A 26,156-nucleotide genomic window follows, 5' to 3' on the forward strand; every position below is an offset into this window, starting at 1 on the left:
GGAAGTATTCCTTCATCAACTGAATGCCCTGGCAGACCTTAGTTCATTTCGTTTCGCCGCGTCATCTGTTGCCAGACAGAACCGCTGGCTTCCTCACCCTGTTCGATTCGTTCAATCGCCATCTTTACCTGCATGCTGACCTCAAACTCCGGATCATCCTGAGCTTCCCGAAGAGCGGGAAGCGCCCTTTCGTCTCCGGTCTCATACAAGAACATGGCCGCCCGCCACCGGACCAACTTGCTCTTATCCTTCAATGCTTCCATCATGGGGCCTATCGCCTCTGGATCTCCCAGATCTGAGAGGCAGTCGCCAGCAGTGCGACGAACGGTGACCGAAGGATCTGTCAAGGCCCGGTACAGCAGAGGAAGGACACTCCGATCCTCCAGGGATCCCAGGTAAGCGGTGGCCAAACGCCGGATGGAGGATTTGGGATCTTGAAGTGCCAGATCCAGCACATCCAGGTCTTCCAAGGTGGGGATCATCTGATCCAAAGCCGCATATCGCTTGCGCCAGTCGGGATCCTCCAACATCTCCGGAGTGACTGGATGTCCCCGCTTGGGATCCACTGTGGGTTCCCCAGGTTTTTGCTGAAGCGCATTCTCCACCAGACGCTCCAGCCGCTCCGGATCGTAGGTGGCTGCCACTTCTTCTACCACTTCCACCCCGATTTCATCCAGGTCCCCATAACGGATCCCCTGATCTTCCCACTTGCGTTCCATCACCATATTTTCAGAGGCGACTTGCGCTTTCATGACCGCTTCTCCGAAACGAGATGGCAGGGGGAAGCGCCGTTCTTCCTCTCCCCAGGTCAATTTGACCTGAATGGGGAGGCCCCGAAAGGTTTGAAGAGACACTTGGACTTCTCCATAACCTGGGTTCGGTTCGTATCTATCGGTTTTCTCGTGGGTTTCACCAGAGACCTCATCACCGAATACTTCTCGGACCTGGGGAAGGATTTTCTTCCAGTCCGCTTTTGAATCCCGCTCTACAGATATAAAATCAGCCACTTGGAACAAACTTTTCACCCCGTCAATCGCCAGCAGTCGTCGGATATAAACCGGTGCCTGCTCCTGGGAGTCCCGGGTGTAGGTCTGTCCGCCGGCGACCCGTTCATCCATGTTCAACTTCATCGCATTCGGACTGGGTGTCGGTTCAATCGATCGGATCTTCATTGAGAATTCCCCCTTCTACAACATACAACATTCCCCATCTATCGATCCAGCCCTTTTGACTCATCCGGATAATATCACATCTCCCCCGCTCTTTCATCACTTCGTTTCATCGAGACCTCGAAAAGGTTAAAATGAATAATAAGACCCGAAGTCGTCGAACCGGGGAATATTTCTTATTGAAAAGGACTTTTTTTACAATGATTACAGGAGGGTCTGCTGTGAGAATCACAATGGAAGAAAAAATAAGGAAATTGTTGGCAGAACAAGGTCTCTCGGAAGCGGAGAAGGAAATTACGGAAACCTTGGTTCCCTGTCTCATCATCGAGACCACCGAGGAGAAGGTGGCCACAGGCGCCTCCAAATTTGGTGGTTTTCCCGATCTTCCCCCGGATCTGGACTGGCCCAGTACAGCGGGAAAACCCCTCACTTTTGCCGCTCAGTTCAATCTGGTGGAAATCCATCAGGCTGACCGGATGAACTCTTTGCCAGATCGGGGAATGTTGTATTTCTTTGTGGCGGGAGAGGATCTACTCTGGGAAGCATCTCTAGATGCAGTTGCCTTCCAAGTGCTATACCAAGATGTGGATCCTTCCGACTTACAACCGACCATCTACCCCGATGACCTGCCTAGGGAAATCTGTCCCCCCGAACAAGGAATTCGATTCCGTCTGGAGAAGACCCTGCCCGATGTGGAGGCTCCCCAAGAGATGGATGCGATCTGGTACGATCTGATGGATCAGCTATATGAGCTGGAGGAGAGACCTGCCATTCACCATCAAGCCTTTGGGCAACCCTTGTCGCTGGAGACAGATGTTTTTGAGACCTGTCGGCGGCAGACGGGAAAGGAAAATTCGGACTGGGTGCTGTTATTGCAGATGGATTCCGATGAGGAGTTGGAGAGGGCCTGGGGACCCTTTGGAATCCTTTCTTTCTGCATCTCTCGCGAGGATCTGTTAGCAGGGCGCTTCGACGAAGCCTGTCTGGTCATACAGAGGGACTAGTGTCCCTTCAGGCAACCTTGATCTTGTTTTTCAGCGGGGTGGGAACAGGATGGTGGGACGGCTCCGATCTCTTGCAAAGAGCGCAAAAGCTCTACGCCCTTGCCCTTCTGTGATTTTCCACACAATGATCGCTGAGGGGACACTAGCAGTATGGTGATTTACATCGACCTTGTCGGGAGGGGATTTCATATTTCGGTACCCCGTTCTTACAAACCCAAGTCACTCCATTTGAAACCCTACTCTCCCTGTGAACGTTTTTTTTACAACACATCTAGGGGACAGATCTTGCTTGCCAGGTCCCCCTGTCCTTAAATCAGACGACAAAGAACAACTTTGGAGCACCAGAGCTGTTCTTTGTTTATTTTATTTCAGGGCTGTTGATGAACCAGTGGATGATGGGAACGAAACAACCCTTTCCCTCTTCCCATTGCTCCCGTCGTAAAATATCGTTTGGGGAGGCGGGGATGGTGGGACGGCTCCAATCTCTTGCAAAGAGCGCAAAAGCTCTTCACCGTCCCACCATCCCGACCTGTTTTCCTACCTAAAATAGGGCGAATCAACACGCCTCATTTTATTTGTAAAATTCCATCTACTAATCATCTGTTCTTGTCTTTTTAAAACAAAACCAGGCAAATCCTGCGGCACCCAGCATCCAAATCGCCACCACGCCCAGTGGAAGCCAGGATGAAGAGTGATGCATCTCGATTAACTGTGGTAGAGGAAATGCATCGGCAATTTGGATCGCCAGACTGTCTGGATCCAGGCCGAGCATATGAATCATCGGTGTAAAGCCGAATAAAAACATGATCGGCATCAGATACGGAGAGGTCGCCGCCACTGATTTTGTAAAAAGGCCCACGCCGATGCCCAGGAATAAAAAGAACAGAAACAATAGAATCAGACCGATAACAGCCTGTACGTTCAAGAATGGAGAAATATCATAGATGATCAATGACAGGATTAAAGTGATCCACGTCATCAATCCAGTCACCAGACTTTTACCTAGCAAAATGTCCAGCATGGAAGCCGGTGATTGAATAAGACCACGCAATGTTTTCTTTTCATTTTCCTCTGCCATCATGGTCATGATACATGCGGAGGTCACCGTTGCGAAGGTTGTACCTATAATAATATAACTCATAAAGAGAGAAGCCCCTTGTTCTCCGCTCAACCGACTGTAAAGCAAAGAGAGAACAAGAGGTATAATCGGCATCATCAATAACATCATATTCTTCATAAAGTCTTTCAGATCTTTTTCAAAGATCGCACCCACACGTTGCAAGTTCACTTATACCAACTCCTTTCCAGTCACTTTTAAAAAGATTTGTCCCAGTGTAGGATCATCCGTATGCATGGTTTTGATGTTTCCGCTGGCCACGAGTTCTCTGATTTGATCTGCATTAGCCGCTTGATTTTCAATGACCAGTTTTTCACCCGCAAGGGTTTCCACGTGGAAAGCATGGGTGGAATATTTATACCGTAGCGCGTCCGGCGAGCCCAATTCCTGTATCTGCCCGTGATCTAAAAAGGCCACACGATCACACAATACTGTCGCTTCTTCCATGTTATGTGTCGTCAAAAAGATCGTAGTCCCCGCTTTATTCAGCTCCTGCAAGCCTCGATGAATGTGCGCTACATTGCTTGGATCTAATGCCGATGTCGGTTCATCCAGGAATAGGAGTTTCGGCTGGTGTATGAGCACCTTGGCCAGTAAGACACGCTGTTTCATTCCTTTGGACAACTTGGCAACCACTTTGCCGCCTTCCCTCTCCATATTGACTTTGCGTAACATCACATCCATTTGACTGAGGGGTGCATCGTACAATTTACAGAATAACTTCAAATTATCGTATACGGTCAACCGTTCATATAGAGAGCTGGTATCAGATAAAATCCCGATTTGTGATTTAAATTTTGTGGATTGAAATTGCTCCGGCTCCATCCCCAAAACTTTCACATCTCCGGCTGTTTTCTCAAGCTCTCCCGTCAAAATCTTGATGGTGGTTGTTTTACCTGATCCGCTCGGTCCCAGTAGCCCCCAGATTTCTCCTTCCTTCACATCGAAATTGATATCGCGGATTGCAACATTCTGATCAAAGCTTTTCCCTAAACCGGTGACCTCGATCATCTTTTTCAACGGAATATCCCCTTTACCTTGGTTTGGTCTCCTCTCCATCGTCCGATCATCCAGAAGCCCGAAGGAGTGGTTGCTGATCTAGTTTGACCCAGGGCTATTGCTTAACCATACAGTGGATGATGGGAACGAAACGACGCTTTCCCTCTTCCCATTGCCCCCCATCGTAAAATATCGCTTGAGGGACGGGGATGCTAGGACGGCTATGATCTCTTACAAAGAACGCATAGCGAGACCCGGGAGCGGAAAGCGACCCTGGCGAGACTTGTGCCCTATGGGTGCAAAGGCTCTTCACCCTCCCACCATCCCGACCTGTTTTCCTACCTAAAATAGGGCGAATCAACACGCCTGAGTTTGATCATATCGTGGCAGGATCGCTCACGCATTAATTTCAAGGTATGATGTGGGGAATCCGAGGTCAATGGTACCAATCTGGGGTTGAATGAGGGGTGACGCAATACGGCATCTCCATGCATAAAGGATGAAATGTACCAGAAGAGTTTAGCCATATTTCGGTTGGGTAATCGTGTTCACCCACACTCACAAGGAAGTAATGACTGGCCGTTCCAAGGCAAGGCCAAGCCTCGCGGAAGCAAAGTAGGGAGGAAAGTGGCTCCTCGAAGCGTTGTGAAACCTGTCGGCAGGCCGGTCTGGATAGGGTTTCACATTTCGATTTCGTTGAACCTGGCGATCCCAAAATCCCTCCATGTGAAACCCAACCCTCCCTATATGGTGCGAAGAGCAAGTCAACCTAAGGCATCATACCCAGCAGGTATGGCAACTTTTTCGTCCCCTCGTAAGACTTCTCCGCTGGGTAGGATGGCAACCTTGCCATCGAGATTGTAGTACCTGTAGTGCTACCTTAATCTAGAGCTTCAGCTCCTTTGGATTGTAGTGCCTTGGCGCAACCTCGATTTCAGATTGTAGTGCCTTGGCGCAACCTAGTACTCCCCCAAGTATCATTGTGTGGAAAATCACAGAAGGAAAAGGGTGGTGAGGAGGCGGAGAGCCTTTGCGCTCTTTGCAAGAGATCGGAGCCTCCTCACCACCCTGCTCCCACCTCGTTCAGATTGTAGTACCTGTGGTGCAACCTTGATTTTTTAGATTGTAGTACCTGTGGTGCAACCTTGATTTTAGATTGTAGTACCTGTAGCACAAAGGTCGCTTTGCACCCATAGGGCACAAGTCTCGCCAGGGACGCTTCCGCTCCCAGGCCTCGCTATGGCAGTACACGACTCCCTTCCGTCGCCTATTTTCCGGTTAATCAACAGCCCCTAGAAGTGCCTATTTGAGGTTGAATATCTCGTGGATCTCTTGGATTTTGGTTCGGGATAAGGGAATGGTGGATTGGTCTTTATTGGCTATTCTCAATGAATATTTGTTTTTGGACCATGTAATAATTTCACGCACCTTTTGCAAATTAACGATATAAGAGCGATGACAACGATAAAAGCCGTAAACCTCCAGTTTTTTTCAACTTCGGCTAAGGTTGAATCCATGGCAAAGAATTCCTGGTTGATGACGATCATGGATTTCCCGTCCTGGCTTTCGATGTAATCGATTTCGGTGGGGTCGAACAGAATGACTTTGTCATCCACTTTCGCCGGAATTTTAAACAAATCTGCAGTGGTAGGTAATGTAGATTCCTCCAGCCCAGGCGCCTCCTTCTCACCGCCATCCATTTCCACTTCATGAAGGCCATTCTCCTGCAACTTATATGTGACATCCCCAAGCAACAAAGCGTGCTCCAGGTTGGACACGAGGATCAATACTGGTATCTGACGATCTGTCAATTGTTTTAACATCGTAAGGAATGAATGTGTGGTCAGTACATCTACGCCGTGGACAGGCTCGCGAAAGATCATCGGCGAGGCCCCTGACATCAGGTACTTCGCGAAATGAACCCGACGGATTTCAGATTCGGAGGACTTTCTCAGCGGGATTTTTGCACAATGATACAGCTCAAACATGACAAGAATCTCAGATAACGGGGTGGAACAGCCAAACCATTTATGATAAAAAGCAATGTTTTGCTCCACAGTCAGGCGTTCGTATAATCCATCCGTAAAATCAAAGGTCCTCACATCTCGTATGTTTTGCAGGGCCTGGATGAATTCAGTTTGGATCTCCGTCTCACTAACAATCGCAGTGGGACAGGAACCCTGAATTGTAACAGAAAATGGCGGAAGGGTCCCATTTTGGAGAATTTCATGGTCCAGCTTGAACAGGTTCATGGATCAAATTCCCCCTGAAAAATATAAAGCGATTTTGGGCTGTTGATTAACCAGGAAATGGGTGTAGGAAACAAAATTGACCCTTTCGCTCTTCCCATTGCCCCCATCGTAAAATATGGCTTGAGGGGGCGGGGAGGGTGGGACGGCTCCAATCTCTTGCAAAGACCGCAAAAGCTCTTCACCGTCCCACCATCCCGACCTGTTTTCCCACCTAAAATAGGGTGAATCAACACGCCCGAAAGCGATTAAAGTTTGTCGTGCTCTTTTATTGTAAAGTTCACTATCACCTGAAGCAATTTGAATTTAGAGGTGATCAGACACACTCGGACCCAGGCAATCACCGAGCTGACAAAGCCGACCTCATCCATAATACAAGCGACCGCTCACCTGTGCCTGAAGGCCTCCCCGGCGAAAGTAGACGAAGACATGGTGACGACCCGCCGTCTCCAGCCGGGACCAATCGATCCTGCGATGAAGGGAATTTTGGGAGCGGATCAGCAGACGGTCCACTAACCGATACTGGGGATCAAACAGCTCTACCACCAACTCTGCCGGCTCCCCGCCGGTGTGGAGGGTGAGTTCCAGGCGGTGGGGCTGCCCCTTTTCAAAATTAAAAGCGTGTCCCTGGTTTAACGCCTCGCTTTCCCCCTCCACATGCCACACGTTGGCACGGAAGTCCCAGCAATGTTGTATCTTTGGACAAGGTTGTTCCCATTCGATATAAGTTAAAGGATGCCCGGTTCCCTGGGCGGGGAAGTGTAACAGGATGCCGATCAGGGCGGTAACCGAGATCAGGTGAGAAGACATATATCCATCCTCTTTTCTCCCATCTGGACCAAGGGCTGGTGACCCGATTCGTCCCTTGACAGTGGGGATTGGATTTACATAACAGAAAAACAGTTCCCATGGTTTTTTTCTTATCCTTCCTCCCCACACCCGCTTTTAGCAAATCCAATCCACAAAAAAGGCCACCGGTTTTCCGGTAGCCTTCTGCGCTATTTGTCCCCTAGTCGATCTGCTGGCGCAGATACGCCTCGATGAAGGGATCGATCTCTCCGTCGACCACCGACTGGACGTTCCCCACTTCCACTTGAGTCCGATGGTCTTTCACCATGCTGTAGGGGTGAAACACATAGGAACGAATCTGGTTCCCCCAGCCAATCTCGGATTGTTCCCCTTTTAGCTCGGCGATCTCTTTCTGTTTTTCTTCCATCTGCCTCTCCACTAGACGTGCTTTCAAGATTTTCATGGCCTGGTCCCGGTTTTTGATCTGAGACCGCTCCGATTGACACGTCACTACGATGTGGGTCGGCAAGTGGGTAATCCGGACTGCCGAGTCCGTTGTGTTCACATGTTGTCCACCGGCACCGCTGGAACGGTAGGTGTCGATTTTGAGATCTTCCGATCGAATCTCAACCTCATCGTCATCCTCAATCTCCGGCATCACATTGGCGGAGACAAAGGAAGTGTGACGCCGCCCAGAGGAGTCGAAGGGGGAGATCCGCACCAAGCGGTGCACCCCTTTTTCCGCCCGCAAATAACCGTATGCGTTGTGCCCTTTGATCAACAGGGTGACGCTTTTCACCCCGGCTTCTTCTCCTGGGAGAAAGTCCAGGGTCTCCACCTTATATCCCCGCTGTTCCGCCCAGCGGGTATACATGCGGAGCAAGATTTCTGCCCAATCCTGGGATTCCGTTCCCCCCGCTCCCGGATGGAGCTCCAAAATGGCACTGTTCTTATCGTACGGACCGCTGAGGAGCAGAGACAACTCAAATTCATCCAGCTTCTGCTTCAAATCCTTCAACCCGTCTTCCGCTTCAGGAAGCATGGATTCGTCATCCTCTTCGGCGATCAATTCAGCGACCACTTCGACTTCTTCTTGGGCTTCCTCCAATTCCTTCACACCCTGAACCATGCCCTTGAGATGATTGTTCTCATCGATCACCTTTTGTGCTTTCTCCTGGTCGTTCCAGAAGTCTGGATCGGTCATCTTTTGTTCCAGTTTTTGAATGCGCTCCTCTTTGTGAGGGAGGTCAAAGAGACCCCCTGATGTCCGCCAACCGCTTGGCTGTATTATTCAATTCATGACGGATGTCACTTAATGGCATCGTTCATTTCCCCTTTACTAAAAATACTTCACTGGAAAGAATATCACAGACCAACCGGTCCTTGCATCACTGTCGCAAGGACCGGATTCCAAATCGGAGGCGATCAACCGGTGCTAGCTGTCCGGCCATGGCACTGTTTGTATTTCTTGCCACTACCACAGGGACAAGGGTCGTTTCGGCCTACCTTGTCTGTATTGCGAATCGGCTGCCGCTTGGGTTTCTCTCCTTCCTCATGAGGAGAACCTCCGGAAGAAGCCGTTTGATGGGTGGCCACCTCTTCCCGTTCGATCTCTTCATCCTCCGCCAGCTCCGACTTCATCACATAGCGAACCAGTTCTTCCTGGATCTCCTCAACCATCTGTTGAAACATCTCAAAGCCCTCAAACTGATATTCACGGAGGGGATCTGTCTGACCATAGGCCCGCAGATGAATCCCTTGACGCAGTTGATCCATGGCATCGATATGATCCATCCATTTCCGGTCCACGGTCCGCAGAGTGACCACTTTGATGAATTCTTCCAGCCGTTCAGCTCCGATCTCCTGATTCCGTTCCTCATAGTGCTTGACCAGTTTGTCATAGAGGAAGTCGATGATCTCTTCCCGCTCCTCCATGCCATCCAGGTCTTCTTCCTCCAACTCACCGTCCTGGAGAAAGGAAGAATTGGCGAACTCCACCACGGGTTCCAGATCCCACTCCTCGGGGATCTCATCCTCGGAGGTATGGGCCTCCACCACGCGAGTGATCATCTCTTTGCCCATATTGAGAACAGCCTCTCGCAGGTTCTCTCCATGTAGCACTTCTCGGCGTTGTTTATAGATGATATCCCGCTGTTGGTTCAGGACATCGTCATACTGCAACACCCAGCGACGTGCATCAAAGTTGTTCCCTTCCACCCGTTTTTGCGAGTTGGCCACCGCCCGGCTAAACATTTTCCCTTCGATCGGTTGGTCCTCATCCATCCCCAGACTGTCCATCATCCCCTGAATCTTCTCAGAGCCAAACCGGCGCATCAGGTCATCTTCAAAGGAAAGATAAAACTGGGAAGAGCCTGGGTCTCCCTGACGTCCGGACCGGCCCCGGAGCTGGTTATCGATGCGGCGACTCTCATGGCGTTCTGTCCCGATCACATGTAGGCCTCCCAGTTCGGAAACCCCTTCGCCGAGGACGATATCCGTTCCCCGTCCCGCCATGTTGGTGGCGATGGTGACCGCTCCCCGTTGCCCTGCCTGGGCGATGATTTCTGCCTCCTTGGCGTGGTTCTTGGCGTTAAGCACCTGGTGGGGAATGCCCCGCTTTTTCAGCATCTTGGACAGCTTTTCCGATTTTTCGATAGAGACGGTCCCCACCAGCATCGGTTGGCCCGTCGCATGGCGTTCGGCGATCTCCTCCACCACAGCTTTGAATTTGCCATCTTCCGATTTGTACAACTGGTCGGTGTGATCCTCACGGATCATGGGCCGATGCGTCGGAATCTGAATCACATTCATACCGTAAATTTTGCGGAATTCTTCTTCCTCGGTCTTGGCCGTTCCCGTCATCCCTGCCCGCTTTTCATACATACGGAAATAGTTTTGCAGGGTGATCGTGGCCAGGGTCATACTCTCCCGCTGTACCTGGAGACCTTCCTTGGCTTCGATAGCCTGATGCAATCCGTCGCTGTATCGACGGCCATGCATCAGCCGACCGGTGAAGTCGTCGACGATGACCACTCCATCCTCATTGACCACATAGTCATGATCCCGCTGCATAATCACATGGGCTTTGAGAGCCTGTTGGATGTGGTGGTTGATGCTGATATTCTTGGCATCAAAAAGGTTTTCCACTCCGGTGAAAACCTCGGCCTTGTCCACACCTTTCTCTGTCAGAGAGACGCTTTTGGTCTTGATATCCACGGTGTAATCCTCTTCCGGCTTTAACCGGCGTACCAACTTATCCGCCGTGTAGTAGAGGTCGGTGGCTTTATTGGCTTGACCACTGATGATCAGAGGGGTTCGGGCCTCGTCGATCAGAATGCTGTCCACTTCATCGATCAGGGCGAAGTGAAGTTTGCGCTGTGTAATCTGCTCCGGATACAAAACCATGTTATCCCGCAGGTAATCAAATCCGAACTCATTGTTGGTCCCAAAGGTGATATCCGCCTGGTAGGCTTCCTTTTTTTCATCAGGTCCCATGTCCGCCAGGTTGAGTCCCACCTTGAGACCTAGAAATTCAAACACCTGCCCCATCCATTCCCTATCCCGACGGGCCAAGTAGTCGTTGACGGTAACCACATGGGCCCCTTCACCGGGCAAGGCGTTCAGATAGGTGGGCAGAGTAGCAACCAACGTCTTCCCTTCCCCGGTTTTCATTTCAGCGATATTGCCCTGATGGAGGGCGATCCCACCTACTAATTGAACATAGAAGTGGCGCATGCCGAGGACTCGTCGAGCAGCTTCCCGAACCACGGCGTAAGCCTCGGGCAACAGATCATCCAGTGTCTCCCCTGCGGAGAGCCGCTTGCGGAATTCTTCTGTCTTCCCGGTGAGGTCCTTATCAGAGAGAGCCGAGACTTCCGGTTCCAAAGCCTCGATCCGATCCGCTATTTTGTAATACTTCTTCAGTTCCCGTTCATTGGAATCAGGCAGCACCTTTTTCAAAAGATTGAGCATAACTTTCATTCCTTTCGTGAGACTGCTTGGCACTCCTGCATACAACTAAACTATTATGAACAGACGAACATGGTCTGTGGGTTCCATGAAAAGGTATTCTCTATTATTTTAACAAAAATCGGTTCATCTTTTCACTGTTTCGCAAAAGATTTTTCCCTCATCCAAAAAAGAGGGCAGCACAGAGGGCTGCCCCCGACGGGGATCCATTTTTACTTTATTCAGGTTCGATCAACCCATAACGCCCATCTTTTCGCTTATAAACCACATTCACCTGATCGGTGACAGCATTGGAGAAGACATAGAAACTGTGTCCCAGCAGATCCATCTGCAGAATTGCCTCCTCCGTATCCATCGGTTTCAGATTGAACCGTTTGGTGCGAACGACCTCAAATTCGTCGTCACGATCCTCAGCCAGATCCGTTTCTAGCTCGGGGGTCATTCCGTTATCCAGGGCACGGATCGTTCCATCCTGGCGGAACTTGCGATTCACCTTCGTCTTATATTTTCGAATCTGTCGCTCTAACTTTTCCACGACCTTGTCGATGGAGGCGTACATATTCTTTGACGCCTCTTCGGCACGTACCAGCAGACCTGGGAAGGGAACCGTCACCTCCACCTTGTGGTCGTCGCGGAAAACCCCTAGGGATACGTTGGCCTCTGTCGCTGCGGAGTCAAAGTACTTTTCCAATCGTCCCAGCTTCTTCACCACGTAATCCCTGAGTGCTGCAGTCACTTCAATGTTGTTCCCACGGATGTTGTACTTCATCAAGCGAATCCCCCTTTCGCTTTCTACTGTATTTATTCCCGTTTAAGACTTGAATTCCTCCTGATTAATGACGATTTTTTGTCGAAAGAACTCCCTTTATGTAAAAACCCTCCCGCACTTGCGTCCGGGAGGGGTCGAATCCAATAGTTGGGTCAAGCCTTGACTACATTAGCAGCCTGCGGTCCACGCGGCCCTTCTACAATTTCAAACTCAACAGTTTGACCTTCGTCCAAGGTTTTAAATCCTTCTTCCTGAATTGCGGAATAGTGGACGAAAACGTCGTCGCCACCTTCGCGCTCGATAAACCCATAACCTTTTTCCGCGTTGAACCACTTGACTTTGCCTTGCATATTAACAATCCCTTCATTAGTTAATGCACATGAAATACCGAAGGATCTTCCATGCAAAACCACTATATCACTTCATTTTATCCAAAGTCAAGGAAAACCAGATGTATACAAGCAAGAAAAAGGTTATAACACCTTACTTAAAAACTCCTGGGTCCGCACTTCTTTTGGATGATTAAACAACTCCTCTGGCTGGCCCTCTTCTACTATTTTCCCTCCATCCATAAACAAAACCCGATCCCCCACTTCACGGGCAAATCCCATCTCGTGGGTCACCACGACCATGGTCATCCCTTCGGCGGCCAGTTGCTTCATCACTGCCAGGACTTCGCCGATCATCTCGGGATCCAATGCTGAGGTAGGCTCGTCAAACAGCATCACTTTGGGATCCATCGCCAAGGCTCGGGCGATGGCCACCCGCTGCATCTGACCTCCGGAGAGCTGTTCCGGCCAGACATGGGCTTTCTCCTCCAGCCCCACCTTTCGCAACAGATCCTGGGCTTTTGCCTCAGCTTTCTCTCGGCTCCATCCTCGCACTTTCATCGGCGCCAGACTGATATTGTCAATCACCCGTTTATGAGGAAAGAGATTGAACTGTTGAAACACCATGCCCAGCTCGGTCCGTACTTTGTCAATATTGATTTTCAGATCGGTCAAGTCATGTCCGTCCACCAACACCTGCCCCGCGGTGATCGACTCTAGCAGATTCATGCACCTAAGGAGTGTACTCTTCCCTGAACCGCTAGGACCGATGACACAAACCACCTCCTGCTCCCGAATGGTGAGATGGATACCCTTTAGCACTTCTGTCGTGCCGAAGTTCTTCACCAGTCCCTCGATCTGAATGATCTCGGTCATCACCTTTCCTCTCCTTCCCTGCTATATCTCCTCTCCAATCGGAACACCAGCCGGGACAATAGGTAAGTCAGCATGAAATACATCACCCCTGCGGTGATATAGGGTGTCCATCGCACCCAAGTGTTCTTCGCTGTGGTCATGGCCGCATAAGTAAGATCATGGACCGCGATCATCGATACCAAGGAGGAGTCCTTCAACAGGGCGATAAACTCGTTCCCCAGCGGAGGCAACATCCGTTTAAAGGCTTGGGGAAGGATAATATGACGCATGGCTTGACTTTGAGACATCCCCAGAGAGCGGGCCGCTTCTATCTGGCCCTTGTCGATAGATTGGATACCGCCACGAAAGATCTCCGCAATATAGGCCCCCGCATTGAGGGAGAGGGCGACGAAACCGGAAAACATGGCACTGGGGATCTCGGCTCCGAGTAAATCCTCCCAAATCGTAGGGATCACTGCCAAGTGGATGAAGAATACTTGGAGAAGAAGTGGAGTTCCCCGGAAAATATCCACATACACCTTGGCCGGAATTCGAAACCAAAATACACCGGACAACCGCATCAAACCCAAAGTTAATCCAATCACGGACCCAACTGAAACCCCGATCAGGGTCAATAAAAAAGTAATCCAGAGTCCAGCAATAAAATAGTCCTTATATTCAATAACAACAGACCAGTCCATGGAAACACTCCTTTTCCAGACCACATCATATAGTACAGTGTCCCGTCAGCTCAGGCGTGTCTGTATTTCAGGTTGGATAGGTCAGATCTGTTCCGACAGTGGAATGAAAACATCGGAGGGAAGGTAGGGATTCATTTGGAGTGATCTGGGCTCAGAAGAACAACGAAAACGACATGTAAAGCCCCGTCCCGACTGGCTGAGTCCCAAATATATATAGATTTACAGGCGTGTTGATTAGCCCTATTTTGGGTGGGGAGATCGTGTTCACCCACGCGACCGTTGCCATCCGGCAAGGAAGTGAAAACTGGCCGCTCCAAATCTGACCATCGGGCAGGGGCAAAGCCTTACGGAAGCAACACAGGGAAGAGGTTGCCCCTAAACGCCCTCTCGTAAGACTTCTCCGCTGGGCAGGATGGCTACCTTTATTCCAGGGCTTCAGCTCCCTTGGATTGTAGTGCCCATGGCGCAAAAGTCGCTTCGCACCCACAGGGCACAAGTCTCGCCAGGGTCGCTTCCGCTCCCAGGTCTCGCTATGGCAGCACACGACTCCCTTCCACCGCCCATTTTCTGGTTAATCAACAGCCCTGATAGATTTACCAGGCACATTTTAAAAAAAAGAGGGTGTCCCTCACCCTCCAAACCGACCTCATTCCCCGAAATATTTGCTGTGGATTTGATCATAGGTGCCGTTTTCCTGGATTTTTTTCAAACCAGAATTGATCTTTTTGAGCAGTTCGGTGTTCCCCTTTTTCACCACGATTCCATAATTTTCGGCCTCAAAGGAAGGGTCCTCAATCAGTTTGAACTTTTGGTCATCCAGTTGCTTCATAAAATATTTAACCACTCCATTGTCGGCAACCACACCATCTACCCGTCCGTTGACTAAGTCTTCGATCGCCGCCGGGGTGTCATCGTATCCGCGAATCCCGCTGTATGTCTTTCCAAAAGTTTTCTTGGTTACCTCCTCCCCCGTGGTCCCTGATTGGACGCCAATCTGCTTGCCTTTCAAATCCTTCAGGGTTTTCACTTTCGACTGGGCTGGAACCAGGAGAAGTTGTTTAGCCTCAAAGTAGGGATCGGAAAAATCATAATTCTTCAGACGATCTTCTGTAATCGTCATAGCGGAAATTCCCGCATCTAATTTCCCTCGTTTAACCGCCTCAAAGAGTGGATCCCAACCCGTATGTTTGACGGAGACTTTCATTCCTTCCGCCTTGGCAATCGCTTTGATGATCTCCATATCGAAGCCGGTCAGTTCACCATCTCCCTCCTGCTTCTCAAAGGGAGGATACTGAGCATCCGTTCCCACTTTGAACTCCGTGGCGTGATCCGCCGATTTACCTCCACTGCACGCTGTCATCCATGCAGCTAATACCAGCATCATAGCCAGGAGAAACCCTTTTTTTCCTTTCATCATTCTGCTCCCTTCCGCTGTTTACACTATTAATTTGCTATTATTAAGACTATTCCTTACCTCCGTTTTTCCAAATCAGCCGTAAATAAAATCTACTATTCGTCCTGTAACGAAGATTTTCCTGCCTTTGTCCCATAAAAAAACCTCCGGTTTTTTTCCGGAGGGAAGAACCATTCTTCAGTTGACAGCTTCCTTCAGCTGTTTTCCAGGTTTGAAAGCAGGGATTTTGCTCGCACCGATTTCGATGGGCTCCCCGGTTTGGGGATTGCGTCCGGTCCGAGCCGCCCGCTCCCGTACTTCAAAATTTCCGAATCCGATTAGGGAAACCTTCTCCCCTTTTTGCAATGCTTCGGCAATAGAATCGAGAACCGCATCTACCAAGTTTGCGGACTCTTTTTTGGTCTTTCCAGTAGATTCGGCCACCTGCTCAATCAATTCCGTTTTGTTCATAGGTCACACTCCTTATCAGTTGAAACCTCTTAAACCTTTCTCTATGGAGGCGGATCATTTGCAGGGGTAAACGCTCTCTTCCCCATCTGTCAGAAAGGTCAATAGAGCTCTATTCCCCTTTGTTACCCAACTTTCCCCGTTCTATACCTTTCCCCATATGAATCTCATATACACCCCTCCGGTTCAACGAGCCCAGGTCAGGGAACAAACCTGCTTTGCGCCTGCTGTCTTCAAGGTTTTGGCGCACTCTGTCAATGTGGATCCGGTGGTATAGACATCATCCACTATCAGCCACTTTTTGTCCATAGTTTCAGCGCAAAAAGGTTGCAATCGGAAGGCGCCGACGAGGGCGTTCATCCTCTCCCAGCGATTGCGGCGGCTCTGGGGCGGAGTGGGCCGGGTCCTCTCCAAAACAGACCTCAGCGGAAGATGGAGACGATGGGCCACTTCCCGAGCTAAAAGTTCCGACTGGTTAAACCCCCGTTGGCGCATCCGGTCTGGATGGAGAGGGACATAGGTGACCGCCTCCGGTCGCATCCCAGATGCGAAGAGGGCTTCCGCCATCATCTCCCCCAAGGGTTCTGCCAACCCCTCCTGTCCCCGATACTTGAACAGACGTATCCATTCTTTTGCAAATGAAGTATAGCGAATCACACCTACATTTCGTTCCAAATCCCGAGACCGATGGCGGAGACAATCCCCGCAGAGGGAAGCAACCGGCCAGCTTCGTCCACACAGGGGACAGCAAGGCGGCTGGATCAGATGAAGTCCGGCTTGACAGGAGGAGCAGAGACGGTCCCAGACTCCAGCCCAGACGGAAGCGGAGTGAACAGACCCACACAGGGGGCAAAGTCCAGGTGCGGCAAACCACTTTTCCCACCATCGACTCATAACCCAGGTGCTTCCCTTTCCACTGACAGGTACCCCTTCTCCTCTGCATATCGGTTCAGACTCCGGATCTCCCGGATCGCACTTCTTTGGGCCTCTGTCCATACCGTGGATAGAAACCACACCTCCCCTTGCGGCCAGGCGGGATCCCTGCCCACACGCCCCGCCACCTGGATCAAAGTGGCACGATCAAATACCGGATGATCCGCCCCCACCACCAACACATGACAATGAGGTACGGTCACGCCCCGTTCCATCACGGTAGTGGTCACCAGAATTTGAAGCTCTCCCTCCATGAAAGATTGGATCGTTTCTCGTCTTTTCTCATTTCTGCCCGTGGCCAACCCGGTGGCTTTTTTCAGCCCGGGCATGCGCTGCTCGATCCAGTCCATCACCAGATTGGCATCGGAGATCCGCGGAACAAACAGAAAAGCCTGTCCCTTCTCCGCCGATACCTCCTTCAGAAAGAACTCCAACTGCGGTATGGAAGCCCCTCGCTCCAATCTCCGCTGTAAGCCCCCAAGCCGGTAAACTTTGGGAACAGGCAGCGGGGAGCCGTGAAAGCGGGCCGGAACCGTCACAGAAGCCATTTTCCCTCGTTGAACCCGTCGTTTCCAGCTAGAGGGCGGTGTAGCTGTCAGATAGACTTGTTGACCCCCGTCGATCAAGCTCCGACGGACTCCCTGGAGCCAGCGGGGATCTTCCTGCAAAGGAAAAGCATCCGCTTCATCTACTACCGCCAGTCTGAATCGGCGGTAATAGCGAAGGGTCTGCTGTACCGTCGCCACGGTCAGCGGCCGATTCTCCCAGATCTCTCCCGTCTCCCCGTGGACTTCTGCCACTTCCGTTCCGGGAAAAGCCCGTCGCATCCGTTGCGCCACCCCAGTAACCACCTCCCGACGGGGAGAGACCCACAATACCCCCTCGCCTTGCTCCAGAATCTGCCGAACTGCCGGAAATAGCATCTCCGTCTTGCCGGAACCGGTGACAGCCCACACCAACAGCTCCGCCTCTTCCCTTTCCAACCACTGGAGACACTGGGTCGCGGCATCCTGTTGAGCCATAGACAAAGCGGGCAACCTCAGTTCCACCTCCTTCTCTGCTGAATGATTTCCCAGGGGTTCCACCAGAACCAGGGGCATGCAAGCCCGATTCCTTCCCAGAATCACACAGCGGTCACACCAGGCGCAGACTCCCCCGCAGCGGGCACAGGGACCGGTACGGATCCGGCTGGCATCCGCTCCACAACGATTGCACCTACGGCGCAGAGCGGCACCCGTGGCCTCGACTCCAGGAAGGAAGATCCCCCGCTTCGTCAAAGCCAACCATTGCAGCCCCTGGCGTAGCTCCACCTCTGACTCCTCCACTCTCAACTCGTCCCAGATGAGGGCTCTTCCCTCTAACCGTCGATGCAGAGTATGGGCCATCCTTTCCCACCGCTGTACATCCTCTCCCCCTTCTCCAGTCCAAAGAGGGGGGACTCCTCCGGTCACCTGACGGAAGGCTTGTCCAAATGAGGAAAGGGTTTGGACAGGGTGGATCTCTACGCCATATCTCCTCCAAAAACAGTGATCCACCTCGGGAGCGAGGGTGATCCAAGTGTCCCCTTGAACCTGATAGATAGTAAAGTCCATAGTTCTCCCCCACTTTCCCATGCAAAATCCCCTCCGGAGGGGAGGGGCAGTCCGGCTCGGTTGGTACTGCTGACTATTTATTTCCGGAATCATTGCGAAGATCGAGCACCCAAGTGGTTCTCCCTCCGCTGGATTCCGGTTCCCGGTCCCATCTGGCGGAGGTTGCAGTGTACGGCAACACTTCCAAAGTAGGGTATCGTCTTTGCAACCGTTGCAGAATCAAAGGGGTATCGTCAGTGGAACCTGTATCCAGACACAAGATCTCGGATGGCTTTCCCGCCAATCTTCTACGCTGACAATAAGAACGGATGACCCACTCCACATTTTGCTGGCTGTTACGGGTCAACAGGACCAGTCGGGGGGAATGGCTGTAAAGGCCGGGGAAGCTGAATATTCTTGAAAATTGGTCCGCCGTGATCCGGATGACCGCGAACAGCGCAATTCCAAAGAAAAGCCACTGTTCCATGGTTCTTTTCTCCCCCTTTGCCCCCAATATATGCACAAGAGAGCCAAGGGGTTCTGCGGAATGGATGGGGCCAGGAGATCCTGTTCACCCACGGGACCATGTCATCCTGCAAGGAAAGTAAAGACAGTCCCCTCGGAATCTAACTGTTGAGGCAGTCGGAAGGATCAAAAGGAAGTAGGCCCTAGAAGCGTTGGGATTTACCGCTTTTGAAGAGGGTCGGAATGGAGTTTCACAATCGGCTTTCATTCCGGAGCTTCAGCCCATCAAGAGGGGAATGGAAGTCGTGATCCAGTGACTTGGGCAGCACAGGACTCCCTACCCCCGCCGATTTTCTGGTTTATCCACAACCTTCTATCGACAGACCTCGGCAGGAGAACCTCCTTCATTTTATCTCATTTTCCTATTTTTGTGAACCGATAAAAATAAAAGAACCGCCCCGACAGCGGTCCTGAATCACACTTATCCTGGCGTCTTGATTCGCCCTATTTTAGGTAGGAACTAAGGTCGGGATGGTGGGCCTTTGCGCACTTTGCAAGAGATCGTAGCCCTCCCACCATCCCTCTCCCCTCAAGCCATATTTTACGATGGGGGCAAGGGGAAGAGGAAAAAGGTCGTTTTGTTCCCAACATCCTCTTTAGGGTTCATCAACAGCCCTGACACTTATCACCGTTTCGCCCTCGTTCCGTATGTTTCTTACAGCCCGGCACCCCTGCGGAGTACATCCGCCTTGTCGGTTTTCTCCCAGGGAAGGTCCAGATCTGTCCGGCCGAAATGGCCATAGGCCGCCGTCTGCTTGTAAATCGGACGGCGCAGATCCAATTGGTGGATGATCCCCGCTGGTCTGAGGTCAAAATGCTTCCGTACCAGGCCGACGAGGGTTTTCTCATCTACCCGGCCAGTCCCAAAAGTATCGATATGGATGGAGACGGGTCGGGCGACACCGATGGCATAGGCCAGCTGAACCTCACATTTGTCCGCCAAGCCAGCAGCTACAATATTTTTGGCCACATACCGGGCGGCGTATGCTCCGGAACGATCCACCTTGGTCGGGTCTTTGCCGGAGAAAGCCCCTCCGCCATGTCGGGCATAACCCCCATAGGTATCCACAATGATTTTCCGCCCCGTCAACCCAGCATCCCCCATCGGACCCCCGATGACAAAGCGCCCCGTAGGATTGATATAAAAAATAGTCCGCTCGTCCAGCATTTCGACAGGAATTACCGGCTGGATCACATGCTCCCGAATCTCTTCCTGGATGCGATCGAGAGAAACCTCTTCCGAGTGTTGGGTCGAGACGACCACTGTATCGATCCGTACCGGACGGTCTCCCTCATACTCTACCGTCACCTGAGTCTTCCCGTCAGGACGGAGGTAATCCAAAGTCCCGTCCACCCGCACCTCATGAAGGCGACGGGCCAAGCGGTGGGCCAGGGAGATCGGCATCGGCATCAGTTCCGGTGTCTCATTGGTGGCAAAACCAAACATCAGTCCTTGGTCGCCGGCACCGATTGCATCGATTTCCTCTTCGGTCATCTGCCCTTCCCGCTTCTCCAGGGCTTCGTCCACCCCAGCGGCGATATCAGGGGACTGCTCATCGATGGAGGTCAACACCCCACAGGTTTCCGCATCAAATCCATACTTCGCACGGGTGTATCCAATCTCCCGGATCGTATCTCGAATAATCTTGGGAATGTCTACATAACAAGTCGTGGAAATCTCTCCAGAAACCAGCACCAGTCCCGTCGTCACTGCAGTTTCACAAGCCACACGAGCATTGGGATCCCGAGCCAGAATTTCATCCAATACCGCATCGGAGATCTGGTCACAAATCTTATCTGGGTGTCCCCCCGTAACCGACTCCGATGTGAACAGACTTCGCAAGGTGATTCCCCCTTCACAGCCAAATACTTCATCCATAGGAAAAAGCCCGGAGTAGGCGCCCCCGCAGACTCTCCCACATCCGGCTGTTCTTTCACGTTGATTACACTGGAAAATTTCATATCAAGAATACATGAAAAGGGGCCCAATGACAAGCGATGGGCAATGAACCCCCAAGCCCTCCCTTACCCCCGACACACCCTAAATGGGCCGTTTTCGATTAGGTAGGCCAAATCATTGGAAGAGTGGGATCAACCCCGATGCTAAAATACGATGCGGATCAATTCCAATCGATTTTAATGGACAGAGAAGGCTATTCAGAAATAATGGAAGGATTTGAAGTAAAAAACTGATGGTGATTGAATGGGGGGCTACAGAAAGCTTTGGATCAATGGATGGCAGATGGAACAGTGTCCCAGGAGATCGAAATCTAAGGATACGCTGGATATGATTATACAAACCAGGTTACCGATAAAAATAGAACCACTGGGGGCTCCCCGGTGGTTCTATTTATTCCCTCCATTCCAGGGCTGTTGATTAACCATAAAAAAGATGATAGGAACAAAACCACCCTTTCGCTCTTCCCATTGCCCTCTCTCGAAATATCATTCGAGAGGACGGGGATGGTGGGACGGCTACGATCTCTTACAAAGAGTGTAAAGGCTCTCACCGTCCCACCATCCCGACCTTAGTTCCTGCCTAAAATAGGTCTAATCAACACGCCTGCCTCCATTCATATGTACAGAGTTCGTCATCATCCTCTCCTTTCTTTGGAGGGAGGTAGTCTAGGATCTTTTTCACCCTATCCCCTTCCAGTGGTTTTTGGAGTCACTTTCAGCCGATATGCTTTGCCGAGATCCACATCTCCTCCCCGGACCCGGAGATAGTAAGTACCGGGAGGTAGTTTGGAATTCAGATCGCTCTGTTTCTTCCCCTTTGACAGGTGCTTTTCTTCCAAGACCCGTAGGTTTTCGTCATAGAGCCACCAAGTGGTATCCTTAGCTCCTCGAGGGAGTTGGAGCCGAAGGGTGGTCTTCTCTGTTTGGGGGAGGACGAGGACATACCAATCTGGATCCATCTCCCCTTCGATCTTTCCAGCAGTGGTACCGGGATGGAGGGGAGCCGCGCGTGAGGGGATCCGATGGCTCTCTTTTGCACTCCCGTCTTTCGGTGCAAACTGGACTGTGAGATTGTATGGGTCATCGATGGGGTTCGTTCCGTAATCCGACACCCGAATGTAGATGCTCTCCTTCTTCACCTTCATCTGGTATTTCTCTACTTTCCCTTCCGCCCCTTGGTCCACCTTTTTCCCTTTCCAGGAACCTTCCCGTTGAATAAACAGGACGGGGTCCCCCCGCGGACTCCAGATCTCCGCTCGAAGTTTCAGGGTGCCTTCTTCCGGGATCTCCAGCCGATACCAGTCGTAATCCCGCCGCTTGTGCAATGTGGCTCTAAACACGCTGTATCCGGGCTTCACTTTGATATTGAAAGCATTCCATTGGTGATCATTGTTTTCATATTTATCCGGTTGCGGGCGGTAACGATTCTCCAAGGTGTACTCCCAAGAGCGATCCTTAGATGTGGAATAGCAAGCAATCACAGATCCATAGGTAGGTACCGTCACCCGGATCTGTTCTGCCTGTTTCCCTTCGTAGCGGACACGCTTTTGATCTGCTGTCGTGATTTCGGCCGTGATCCCCGGAATCTTCTGGCCGACTCCTTTGAGGGTCAAAGTCAGCATGCCACCATAGTTCACTTCCACTTCAAAACAATCCCGATCCCGCGCCCCCTTCAGTACACCCTCCACCACCTGATTCAGCGGAAAAGGTGCCGCCTCCGCTTCCCGATCGTTGGGCTCATAAATATCTTTGCGAGGCTTTTCAGTCAAAGCCTTGTACACATCGATCAGACCATAGCCGCCCTGTTGATTCCAACGGACTCCCTTTTCAGGTCGGGCCGTCTGGCGAATCAGATTGCGCACTTGCGCAGGACTTTGCTCCGGATCCTTACGGAGAATCAGGGCCGCCAAAGCTGCCACTTGCGGGGTGGCAAAGGAGGTACCCGAATCCTTCCCAAATCGGCCCGCCAAGGTAGCGGCTCGAATCCCCTCTCCTGGGGCTACCACATCGATCCCTGTTCCCCAGTTGGAAGTGGGGACCACCTTGCCTGTGGGACCGACGGAACCGACCCCGATGACGGTGGGAAAGGCAGCGGGATAATAGATAGGACTGTTGTAGATGATTTCACCCTCTCGGTTGACACTCGCATTTCCCGCCGCCCCCACTAAGACCACTCCGTGTTCCTCGGCGTAAGCCACTGCATCTGCCATCGCTTCTGAGTAGGTCCAACTTCCCTGAGCGAGGACAATGACACGAGCCCCCTTGCGAACCGCCTCCCGGATTCCCTCGGAGGTGTAATAGACATCACCGTCGGAACCGTCGGACATCACCTTCACCGGCATCAGGTGCAAGCCGATCCGATCCCCTTTCTCTTCCCAGCCTCTCCACACCTCAGCGATGACCCCCGCCACATGAGTGCCGTGACCCATTTGATCCTCAGGGGGCAAAGAAGAGTCCTTCAGATTCACCCCCTCCACCAGATAGGGAACCAGATCTGGATGATCCAGATCGATTCCGGTATCCACCACCGCCACGGTAACCTCTGGATCTGACTTCGTTTTTTGGGTGGGGAGAGAAACCTTCCGCCAGGCCTGGTCCGCCCGAATCTGTTGGATATAGTACAATCCTTCTGTTTCATTCTCGTCTCGGTGCTTCTCTTTTTCCACTTCGTACTTCTGGTTGGGATGGATAAACTCCACGTCGACGTGGGAGGACCAACGATCCAACCACTCATCTTCCTTGACTTCGCCTTTCAGTCGGACCAACATGTTGATCCCACTCCCGTTCTCCCTTCGATGAAGCACGTCCACAGTACGAAGGAAAGCAGGATCCACCTTTTTCCCCTTCCATTTGATCACCCACTCCTGTTGCACCGTCTTTTTTCCCGACTCTTTTTTCCCCGGCATCGAGTCAGACTCATTTTTTTCATCTGTATTGGTGCAACCGGTGATCAAGAGAAGGAGCAAAAATCCGACTGCGATCAGCCAACCTGCTCTGTTCATCCCATTCAACCCCATCCCGTCGGCTCTGTTTGTTAAATTCAGCTTACCATGAATCGGATGGGAATGGGGAAACTGAACCATAATAACAAGATCAGGCGATGGGAGAGGTGATCTCATTGAAAAAAAACAAAGGTTGGGTTATTTTTCTTTTCATCCTAGTCATCGGAGTCTCGGCTCTTCTATGGATGCAAGGCTTCGGCCCATCCGGGTTGGAGTCGCTTCCCAAGGAGAAAAAACCGCCCGAGAACCCCCCCGCCCCCTTGACACAGCAGATCCCCTCCCCCTCTGAACCGCGGCTTCCTCCTCCCACCCGTCAACCCGTCAGCCTGTTGCTGATCGGAGTGGATCAACGAAAGGGGGATGTGGGAAGAGCTGATGCCCTGATGATCGTCACACTCAATCCCTCCCGAAAAACGGTAAAAGTACTCAACATCCCACGCGACAGTAAAACCCGACTTGTGCTGGGGGAGGGACGCCTCCAGGAGGATAAAATCAACCACGCCTATTCCCTCGGCAACGGAATTCCCTCCACAGTCCGCACGGTAGAGCAATTTTTATCCCTACCCATCCATCACTATGTGAAGGTGAACTTCTCCGGCTTTCGCAGGGTAGTCGACCTCTTCGGCGGGGTTGATGTGGAAGGAAGCCGCAATTTTTCTTATAAGGGACATACCTTTAAAAAAGGCCCCATGAAACTGAACGGTTCCCAAGCCCTGGCTTATGTTCGGGATCGGACAGGGGGAAACGATTTGGATCGGCACAAACGACAGCAACAAGTGATGAGAAGCTTGTGGAAGAAAGGAACACATTGGTCCACCCTGTTAAAGATGGATGATCTCTACCATATCCTTCAACAACATGTCACAACGGATCTCAGCCTGCAGGATACCTGGCGCCTCCTCCGTACCCTGCGCCTGATCCAGGAAGAAAACGTGGAGGTGCTTCACTTGTCCGGAAGAGATCAATGGAGCCCCCGTTACTACATGATCGTGCCAGAGAAGGAACGGCAACGGGTTAGTCAAGTCCTGCGCGAGCATCTGGAATTGAAATCTCCCACATCACACAGGCCCTAAAGGCCTGTTTTTCTTTACGATTTTCTTGTGAAACCCCTGGCGGCCGATGGACTTTCTCACCTGGCTTCCAGTATGATGATCATGGCACTAGAATCACAAACAGCTGACCCTTTCACCCCTCCTTCCCTCCCCTGGAAACGTTGTGAAAAAAACGTTCACAGGGAGGATGGGATTTCACATGGAGTGACTTGGGCCCGCAAGAACCTTGGTGCCGATATGTGAAATCCCATCCCGACCGCGCAGTAAATCACAACGCTTCTAGGGGTGGATCTCGCATCAGGACTTTTCCTCGGATGGTCGGCTCCAGCTTCGGCTCATCCCAGATCCACCGCCACCCTGTCTCTGTGGTTCCCAAAGGCGGAGGTTGCTCCTTTCTGGGCCCCTCTCTCTCACCCTCCCGGGCATCAGGAGAGATCCAGGGGAGCTGTTGAGCCAGACACGCTTCATAAACAGGCAAAATACCGATGGTATACAAAAGAATCCACCCTTTCAGCGGACAAGCATCCGTTAATGATTCAAAGAATACACAGGGAGAATCCAATTGACCAGCCCTTCGACAAAGGTTGCCAAAAGGTTTTCCCAGTTCCCTCCAACTCCGAAGGGGATCCTTACTTCGACAAGAGAGGAGGCATTCCGTTGCAAAAGCCGTCCCAATACTTCACCGTGAAGGGAGCTGGACAGGCGGAGATCCACATCCAAAAATCCCACTTTATCTGCCGTGTAAACCGTGTCGAATCAGAAGCAGAAGCCGTCGCCTGGATCACGGAAATCTCCAAGCGTCACTGGGATGCCACCCATAACTGTTATGCCTACTCCGTGTTGGGAGAGAGTAAAGCAGAAAAGTCCTCCGACGACGGGGAACCTGGCGGCACAGCCGGCCGCCCCATCTTGGAAGTGATCAAGGCACGGAAACTGTTCAACACCGCCGTGGTGGTCACCCGTTACTTCGGCGGAATCAAACTGGGGGCCGGAGGGTTGGTCCGTGCCTACAGTCAATCGGCTTCCACCGGCTTGGATGCCGCCGGAACACTGAACTGGCTACTACACAGCCAGATGGAGATTACAGTGGACTATGCTGCCATGGGAAAAGTGGAGCATGCACTTCGATCCATGGAGGTTGAAGTGGAATCTCCCCGCTTCGACGAGCAGGTTCACTGGAGAGTCTGGGTCCCCGTCGGTCAGGAATCATCGATCAAAGAGAGGGTGGCAGAGTGGACCCATGGTCGGGGACGGGTCACCCTTCGCGGTGTAGAGCACCGTCCCATGGAAGTATAAGAAAACC

At 51.6% G+C, this 26,156-nt stretch carries 23 protein-coding genes; 3 read left to right on the top strand and 20 right to left on the bottom strand.

Features of this window, described 5'->3' with window-relative positions; all coding sequences use genetic code 11:
* Window positions 1-38 precede the first annotated feature (38 nt).
* Window positions 39-1,172, bottom strand: coding sequence for a conserved virulence factor C family protein (locus JOD24_RS05950; protein ID WP_429246520.1), 1,134 nt, complete (start codon window positions 1,170-1,172; stop codon window positions 39-41).
* Window positions 1,173-1,390: 218 nt separating this feature from the next.
* Here JOD24_RS05950 and JOD24_RS05955 point away from each other — a divergent pair, with 218 nt between their 5' ends.
* On the top strand, window positions 1,391-2,173 hold the full coding sequence (locus JOD24_RS05955) for a YwqG family protein (RefSeq protein ID WP_429246521.1): 783 nt from the start codon (window positions 1,391-1,393) through the stop codon (window positions 2,171-2,173).
* Between the two features lie 592 nt (window positions 2,174-2,765).
* Here JOD24_RS05955 and JOD24_RS05960 read toward each other — a convergent pair.
* From JOD24_RS05960 to JOD24_RS06045, 18 genes are all read right to left on the bottom strand, one after another.
* Window positions 2,766-3,461, bottom strand: a complete 696-nt coding sequence (locus tag JOD24_RS05960) for an ABC transporter permease (protein WP_429246522.1) — start codon at window positions 3,459-3,461, stop codon at window positions 2,766-2,768.
* A complete protein-coding gene (locus JOD24_RS05965; protein ID WP_429246558.1) occupies window positions 3,462-4,301 on the bottom strand; it encodes an ABC transporter ATP-binding protein in 840 nt (279 codons plus the stop codon).
* 1,290 nt (window positions 4,302-5,591) lie between these two features.
* Complete coding sequence (locus JOD24_RS05970) at window positions 5,592-5,717, bottom strand: hypothetical protein (protein WP_429246523.1); 126 nt, start codon at window positions 5,715-5,717, stop codon at window positions 5,592-5,594.
* Complete coding sequence (locus tag JOD24_RS05975) at window positions 5,675-6,541, bottom strand: response regulator transcription factor (protein ID WP_429246524.1); 867 nt, start codon at window positions 6,539-6,541, stop codon at window positions 5,675-5,677. Before JOD24_RS05975 ends, JOD24_RS05970 begins: the two co-directional genes overlap by 43 nt.
* Window positions 6,542-6,901: 360 nt before the next feature.
* Complete coding sequence (locus JOD24_RS05980) at window positions 6,902-7,348, bottom strand: hypothetical protein (protein WP_380165179.1); 447 nt, start codon at window positions 7,346-7,348, stop codon at window positions 6,902-6,904.
* A gap of 199 nt (window positions 7,349-7,547) precedes the next feature.
* Window positions 7,548-8,649 (bottom strand): peptide chain release factor 2 gene (prfB, locus tag JOD24_RS05985; RefSeq protein WP_380165177.1). Its coding sequence is split into 2 segments (ribosomal slippage): window positions 7,548-8,576 and window positions 8,578-8,649, totalling 1,101 coding nucleotides; the frame shifts between segments, so codons are not numbered across the junction.
* Between the two features lie 103 nt (window positions 8,650-8,752).
* A complete protein-coding gene (gene secA, locus JOD24_RS05990) occupies window positions 8,753-11,299 on the bottom strand; it encodes a preprotein translocase subunit SecA (protein WP_380165175.1) in 2,547 nt (848 codons plus the stop codon).
* Between the two features lie 214 nt (window positions 11,300-11,513).
* A complete protein-coding gene (gene hpf, locus JOD24_RS05995) occupies window positions 11,514-12,065 on the bottom strand; it encodes a ribosome hibernation-promoting factor, HPF/YfiA family (protein ID WP_380165173.1) in 552 nt (183 codons plus the stop codon).
* A 152-nt stretch (window positions 12,066-12,217) separates the two neighbouring features.
* On the bottom strand, window positions 12,218-12,415 hold the full coding sequence (locus tag JOD24_RS06000; RefSeq protein WP_380165171.1) for a cold shock domain-containing protein: 198 nt from the start codon (window positions 12,413-12,415) through the stop codon (window positions 12,218-12,220).
* Window positions 12,416-12,538: 123 nt separating this feature from the next.
* Window positions 12,539-13,261 carry an amino acid ABC transporter ATP-binding protein gene (locus tag JOD24_RS06005; protein WP_380165251.1) on the bottom strand — a complete coding sequence of 241 codons (723 nt, stop codon included), beginning with the start codon at window positions 13,259-13,261 and terminating at the stop codon, window positions 12,539-12,541.
* Window positions 13,262-13,269: 8 nt separating this feature from the next.
* Entirely contained in the window at window positions 13,270-13,950 is a 681-nt protein-coding gene (locus JOD24_RS06010; protein WP_380165169.1) for an amino acid ABC transporter permease, read from the bottom strand.
* A gap of 646 nt (window positions 13,951-14,596) precedes the next feature.
* Window positions 14,597-15,367, bottom strand: coding sequence for a basic amino acid ABC transporter substrate-binding protein (locus JOD24_RS06015; RefSeq protein WP_429246525.1), 771 nt, complete (start codon window positions 15,365-15,367; stop codon window positions 14,597-14,599).
* A 174-nt stretch (window positions 15,368-15,541) separates the two neighbouring features.
* Complete coding sequence (locus JOD24_RS06020) at window positions 15,542-15,814, bottom strand: HU family DNA-binding protein (RefSeq protein WP_380165165.1); 273 nt, start codon at window positions 15,812-15,814, stop codon at window positions 15,542-15,544.
* A gap of 183 nt (window positions 15,815-15,997) precedes the next feature.
* Window positions 15,998-16,705 carry a ComF family protein gene (locus tag JOD24_RS06025; RefSeq protein ID WP_380165163.1) on the bottom strand — a complete coding sequence of 236 codons (708 nt, stop codon included), beginning with the start codon at window positions 16,703-16,705 and terminating at the stop codon, window positions 15,998-16,000.
* Window positions 16,702-18,336, bottom strand: coding sequence for a DEAD/DEAH box helicase (locus tag JOD24_RS06030; protein ID WP_380165161.1), 1,635 nt, complete (start codon window positions 18,334-18,336; stop codon window positions 16,702-16,704). The genes JOD24_RS06025 and JOD24_RS06030 overlap by 4 nt, the downstream gene beginning before the upstream one ends.
* Window positions 18,337-18,409: 73 nt before the next feature.
* Window positions 18,410-18,802 carry a hypothetical protein gene (locus tag JOD24_RS06035; RefSeq protein ID WP_380165159.1) on the bottom strand — a complete coding sequence of 131 codons (393 nt, stop codon included), beginning with the start codon at window positions 18,800-18,802 and terminating at the stop codon, window positions 18,410-18,412.
* 693 nt (window positions 18,803-19,495) lie between these two features.
* On the bottom strand, window positions 19,496-20,719 hold the full coding sequence (gene metK / locus JOD24_RS06040; RefSeq protein WP_380165157.1) for a methionine adenosyltransferase: 1,224 nt from the start codon (window positions 20,717-20,719) through the stop codon (window positions 19,496-19,498).
* A 763-nt stretch (window positions 20,720-21,482) separates the two neighbouring features.
* The gene (locus JOD24_RS06045; RefSeq protein WP_429246526.1) at window positions 21,483-23,801 is read right to left on the bottom strand and encodes a S8 family peptidase; all 2,319 of its coding nucleotides are present in this window, start codon (window positions 23,799-23,801) and stop codon (window positions 21,483-21,485) included.
* 116 nt (window positions 23,802-23,917) lie between these two features.
* On the opposite strand from JOD24_RS06045, the gene JOD24_RS06050 reads away from it, so the two are divergent.
* Window positions 23,918-24,874 (top strand): LCP family glycopolymer transferase, encoded by a 957-nt coding sequence (locus JOD24_RS06050; protein WP_380165153.1) that lies wholly within the window; start codon window positions 23,918-23,920, stop codon window positions 24,872-24,874.
* 247 nt (window positions 24,875-25,121) lie between these two features.
* Here the strand turns inward: JOD24_RS06050 and JOD24_RS06055 are convergent, their stop codons facing one another.
* Window positions 25,122-25,349 (bottom strand): hypothetical protein, encoded by a 228-nt coding sequence (locus JOD24_RS06055; RefSeq protein WP_380165151.1) that lies wholly within the window; start codon window positions 25,347-25,349, stop codon window positions 25,122-25,124.
* 161 nt (window positions 25,350-25,510) lie between these two features.
* Here JOD24_RS06055 and JOD24_RS06060 point away from each other — a divergent pair, with 161 nt between their 5' ends.
* Complete coding sequence (locus JOD24_RS06060) at window positions 25,511-26,149, top strand: YigZ family protein (RefSeq protein ID WP_380165149.1); 639 nt, start codon at window positions 25,511-25,513, stop codon at window positions 26,147-26,149.
* The last annotated feature ends 7 nt before the right edge of the window (window positions 26,150-26,156 follow it).

The sequence above is a fragment of the Kroppenstedtia sanguinis genome, from assembly GCF_050433445.1.
GTDB lineage: Bacteria > Bacillota > Bacilli > Thermoactinomycetales > DSM-45169 > Kroppenstedtia > Kroppenstedtia sanguinis.

Coding starts and splice junctions, on each gene's coding strand:
- JOD24_RS05950 (WP_429246520.1), bottom strand. CDS start 1,172: ATGAAGATCCGATCGATTGAACCGACACCCAGTCCGAATGCGATGAAG.
- JOD24_RS05965 (WP_429246558.1), bottom strand. CDS start 4,301: ATGATCGAGGTCACCGGTTTAGGGAAAAGCTTTGATCAGAATGTTGCA.
- JOD24_RS05975 (WP_429246524.1), bottom strand. CDS start 6,541: ATGAACCTGTTCAAGCTGGACCATGAAATTCTCCAAAATGGGACCCTT.
- JOD24_RS05980 (WP_380165179.1), bottom strand. CDS start 7,348: ATGTCTTCTCACCTGATCTCGGTTACCGCCCTGATCGGCATCCTGTTA.
- secA (WP_380165175.1), bottom strand. CDS start 11,299: ATGCTCAATCTTTTGAAAAAGGTGCTGCCTGATTCCAATGAACGGGAA.
- hpf (WP_380165173.1), bottom strand. CDS start 12,065: ATGAAGTACAACATCCGTGGGAACAACATTGAAGTGACTGCAGCACTC.
- JOD24_RS06000 (WP_380165171.1), bottom strand. CDS start 12,415: ATGCAAGGCAAAGTCAAGTGGTTCAACGCGGAAAAAGGTTATGGGTTT.
- JOD24_RS06010 (WP_380165169.1), bottom strand. CDS start 13,950: ATGGACTGGTCTGTTGTTATTGAATATAAGGACTATTTTATTGCTGGA.
- JOD24_RS06015 (WP_429246525.1), bottom strand. CDS start 15,367: ATGATGAAAGGAAAAAAAGGGTTTCTCCTGGCTATGATGCTGGTATTA.
- JOD24_RS06020 (WP_380165165.1), bottom strand. CDS start 15,814: ATGAACAAAACGGAATTGATTGAGCAGGTGGCCGAATCTACTGGAAAG.
- JOD24_RS06025 (WP_380165163.1), bottom strand. CDS start 16,705: ATGAGTCGATGGTGGGAAAAGTGGTTTGCCGCACCTGGACTTTGCCCC.
- JOD24_RS06030 (WP_380165161.1), bottom strand. CDS start 18,336: ATGGACTTTACTATCTATCAGGTTCAAGGGGACACTTGGATCACCCTC.
- JOD24_RS06035 (WP_380165159.1), bottom strand. CDS start 18,802: ATGGAACAGTGGCTTTTCTTTGGAATTGCGCTGTTCGCGGTCATCCGG.
- metK (WP_380165157.1), bottom strand. CDS start 20,719: ATGGATGAAGTATTTGGCTGTGAAGGGGGAATCACCTTGCGAAGTCTG.
- JOD24_RS06045 (WP_429246526.1), bottom strand. CDS start 23,801: ATGAACAGAGCAGGTTGGCTGATCGCAGTCGGATTTTTGCTCCTTCTC.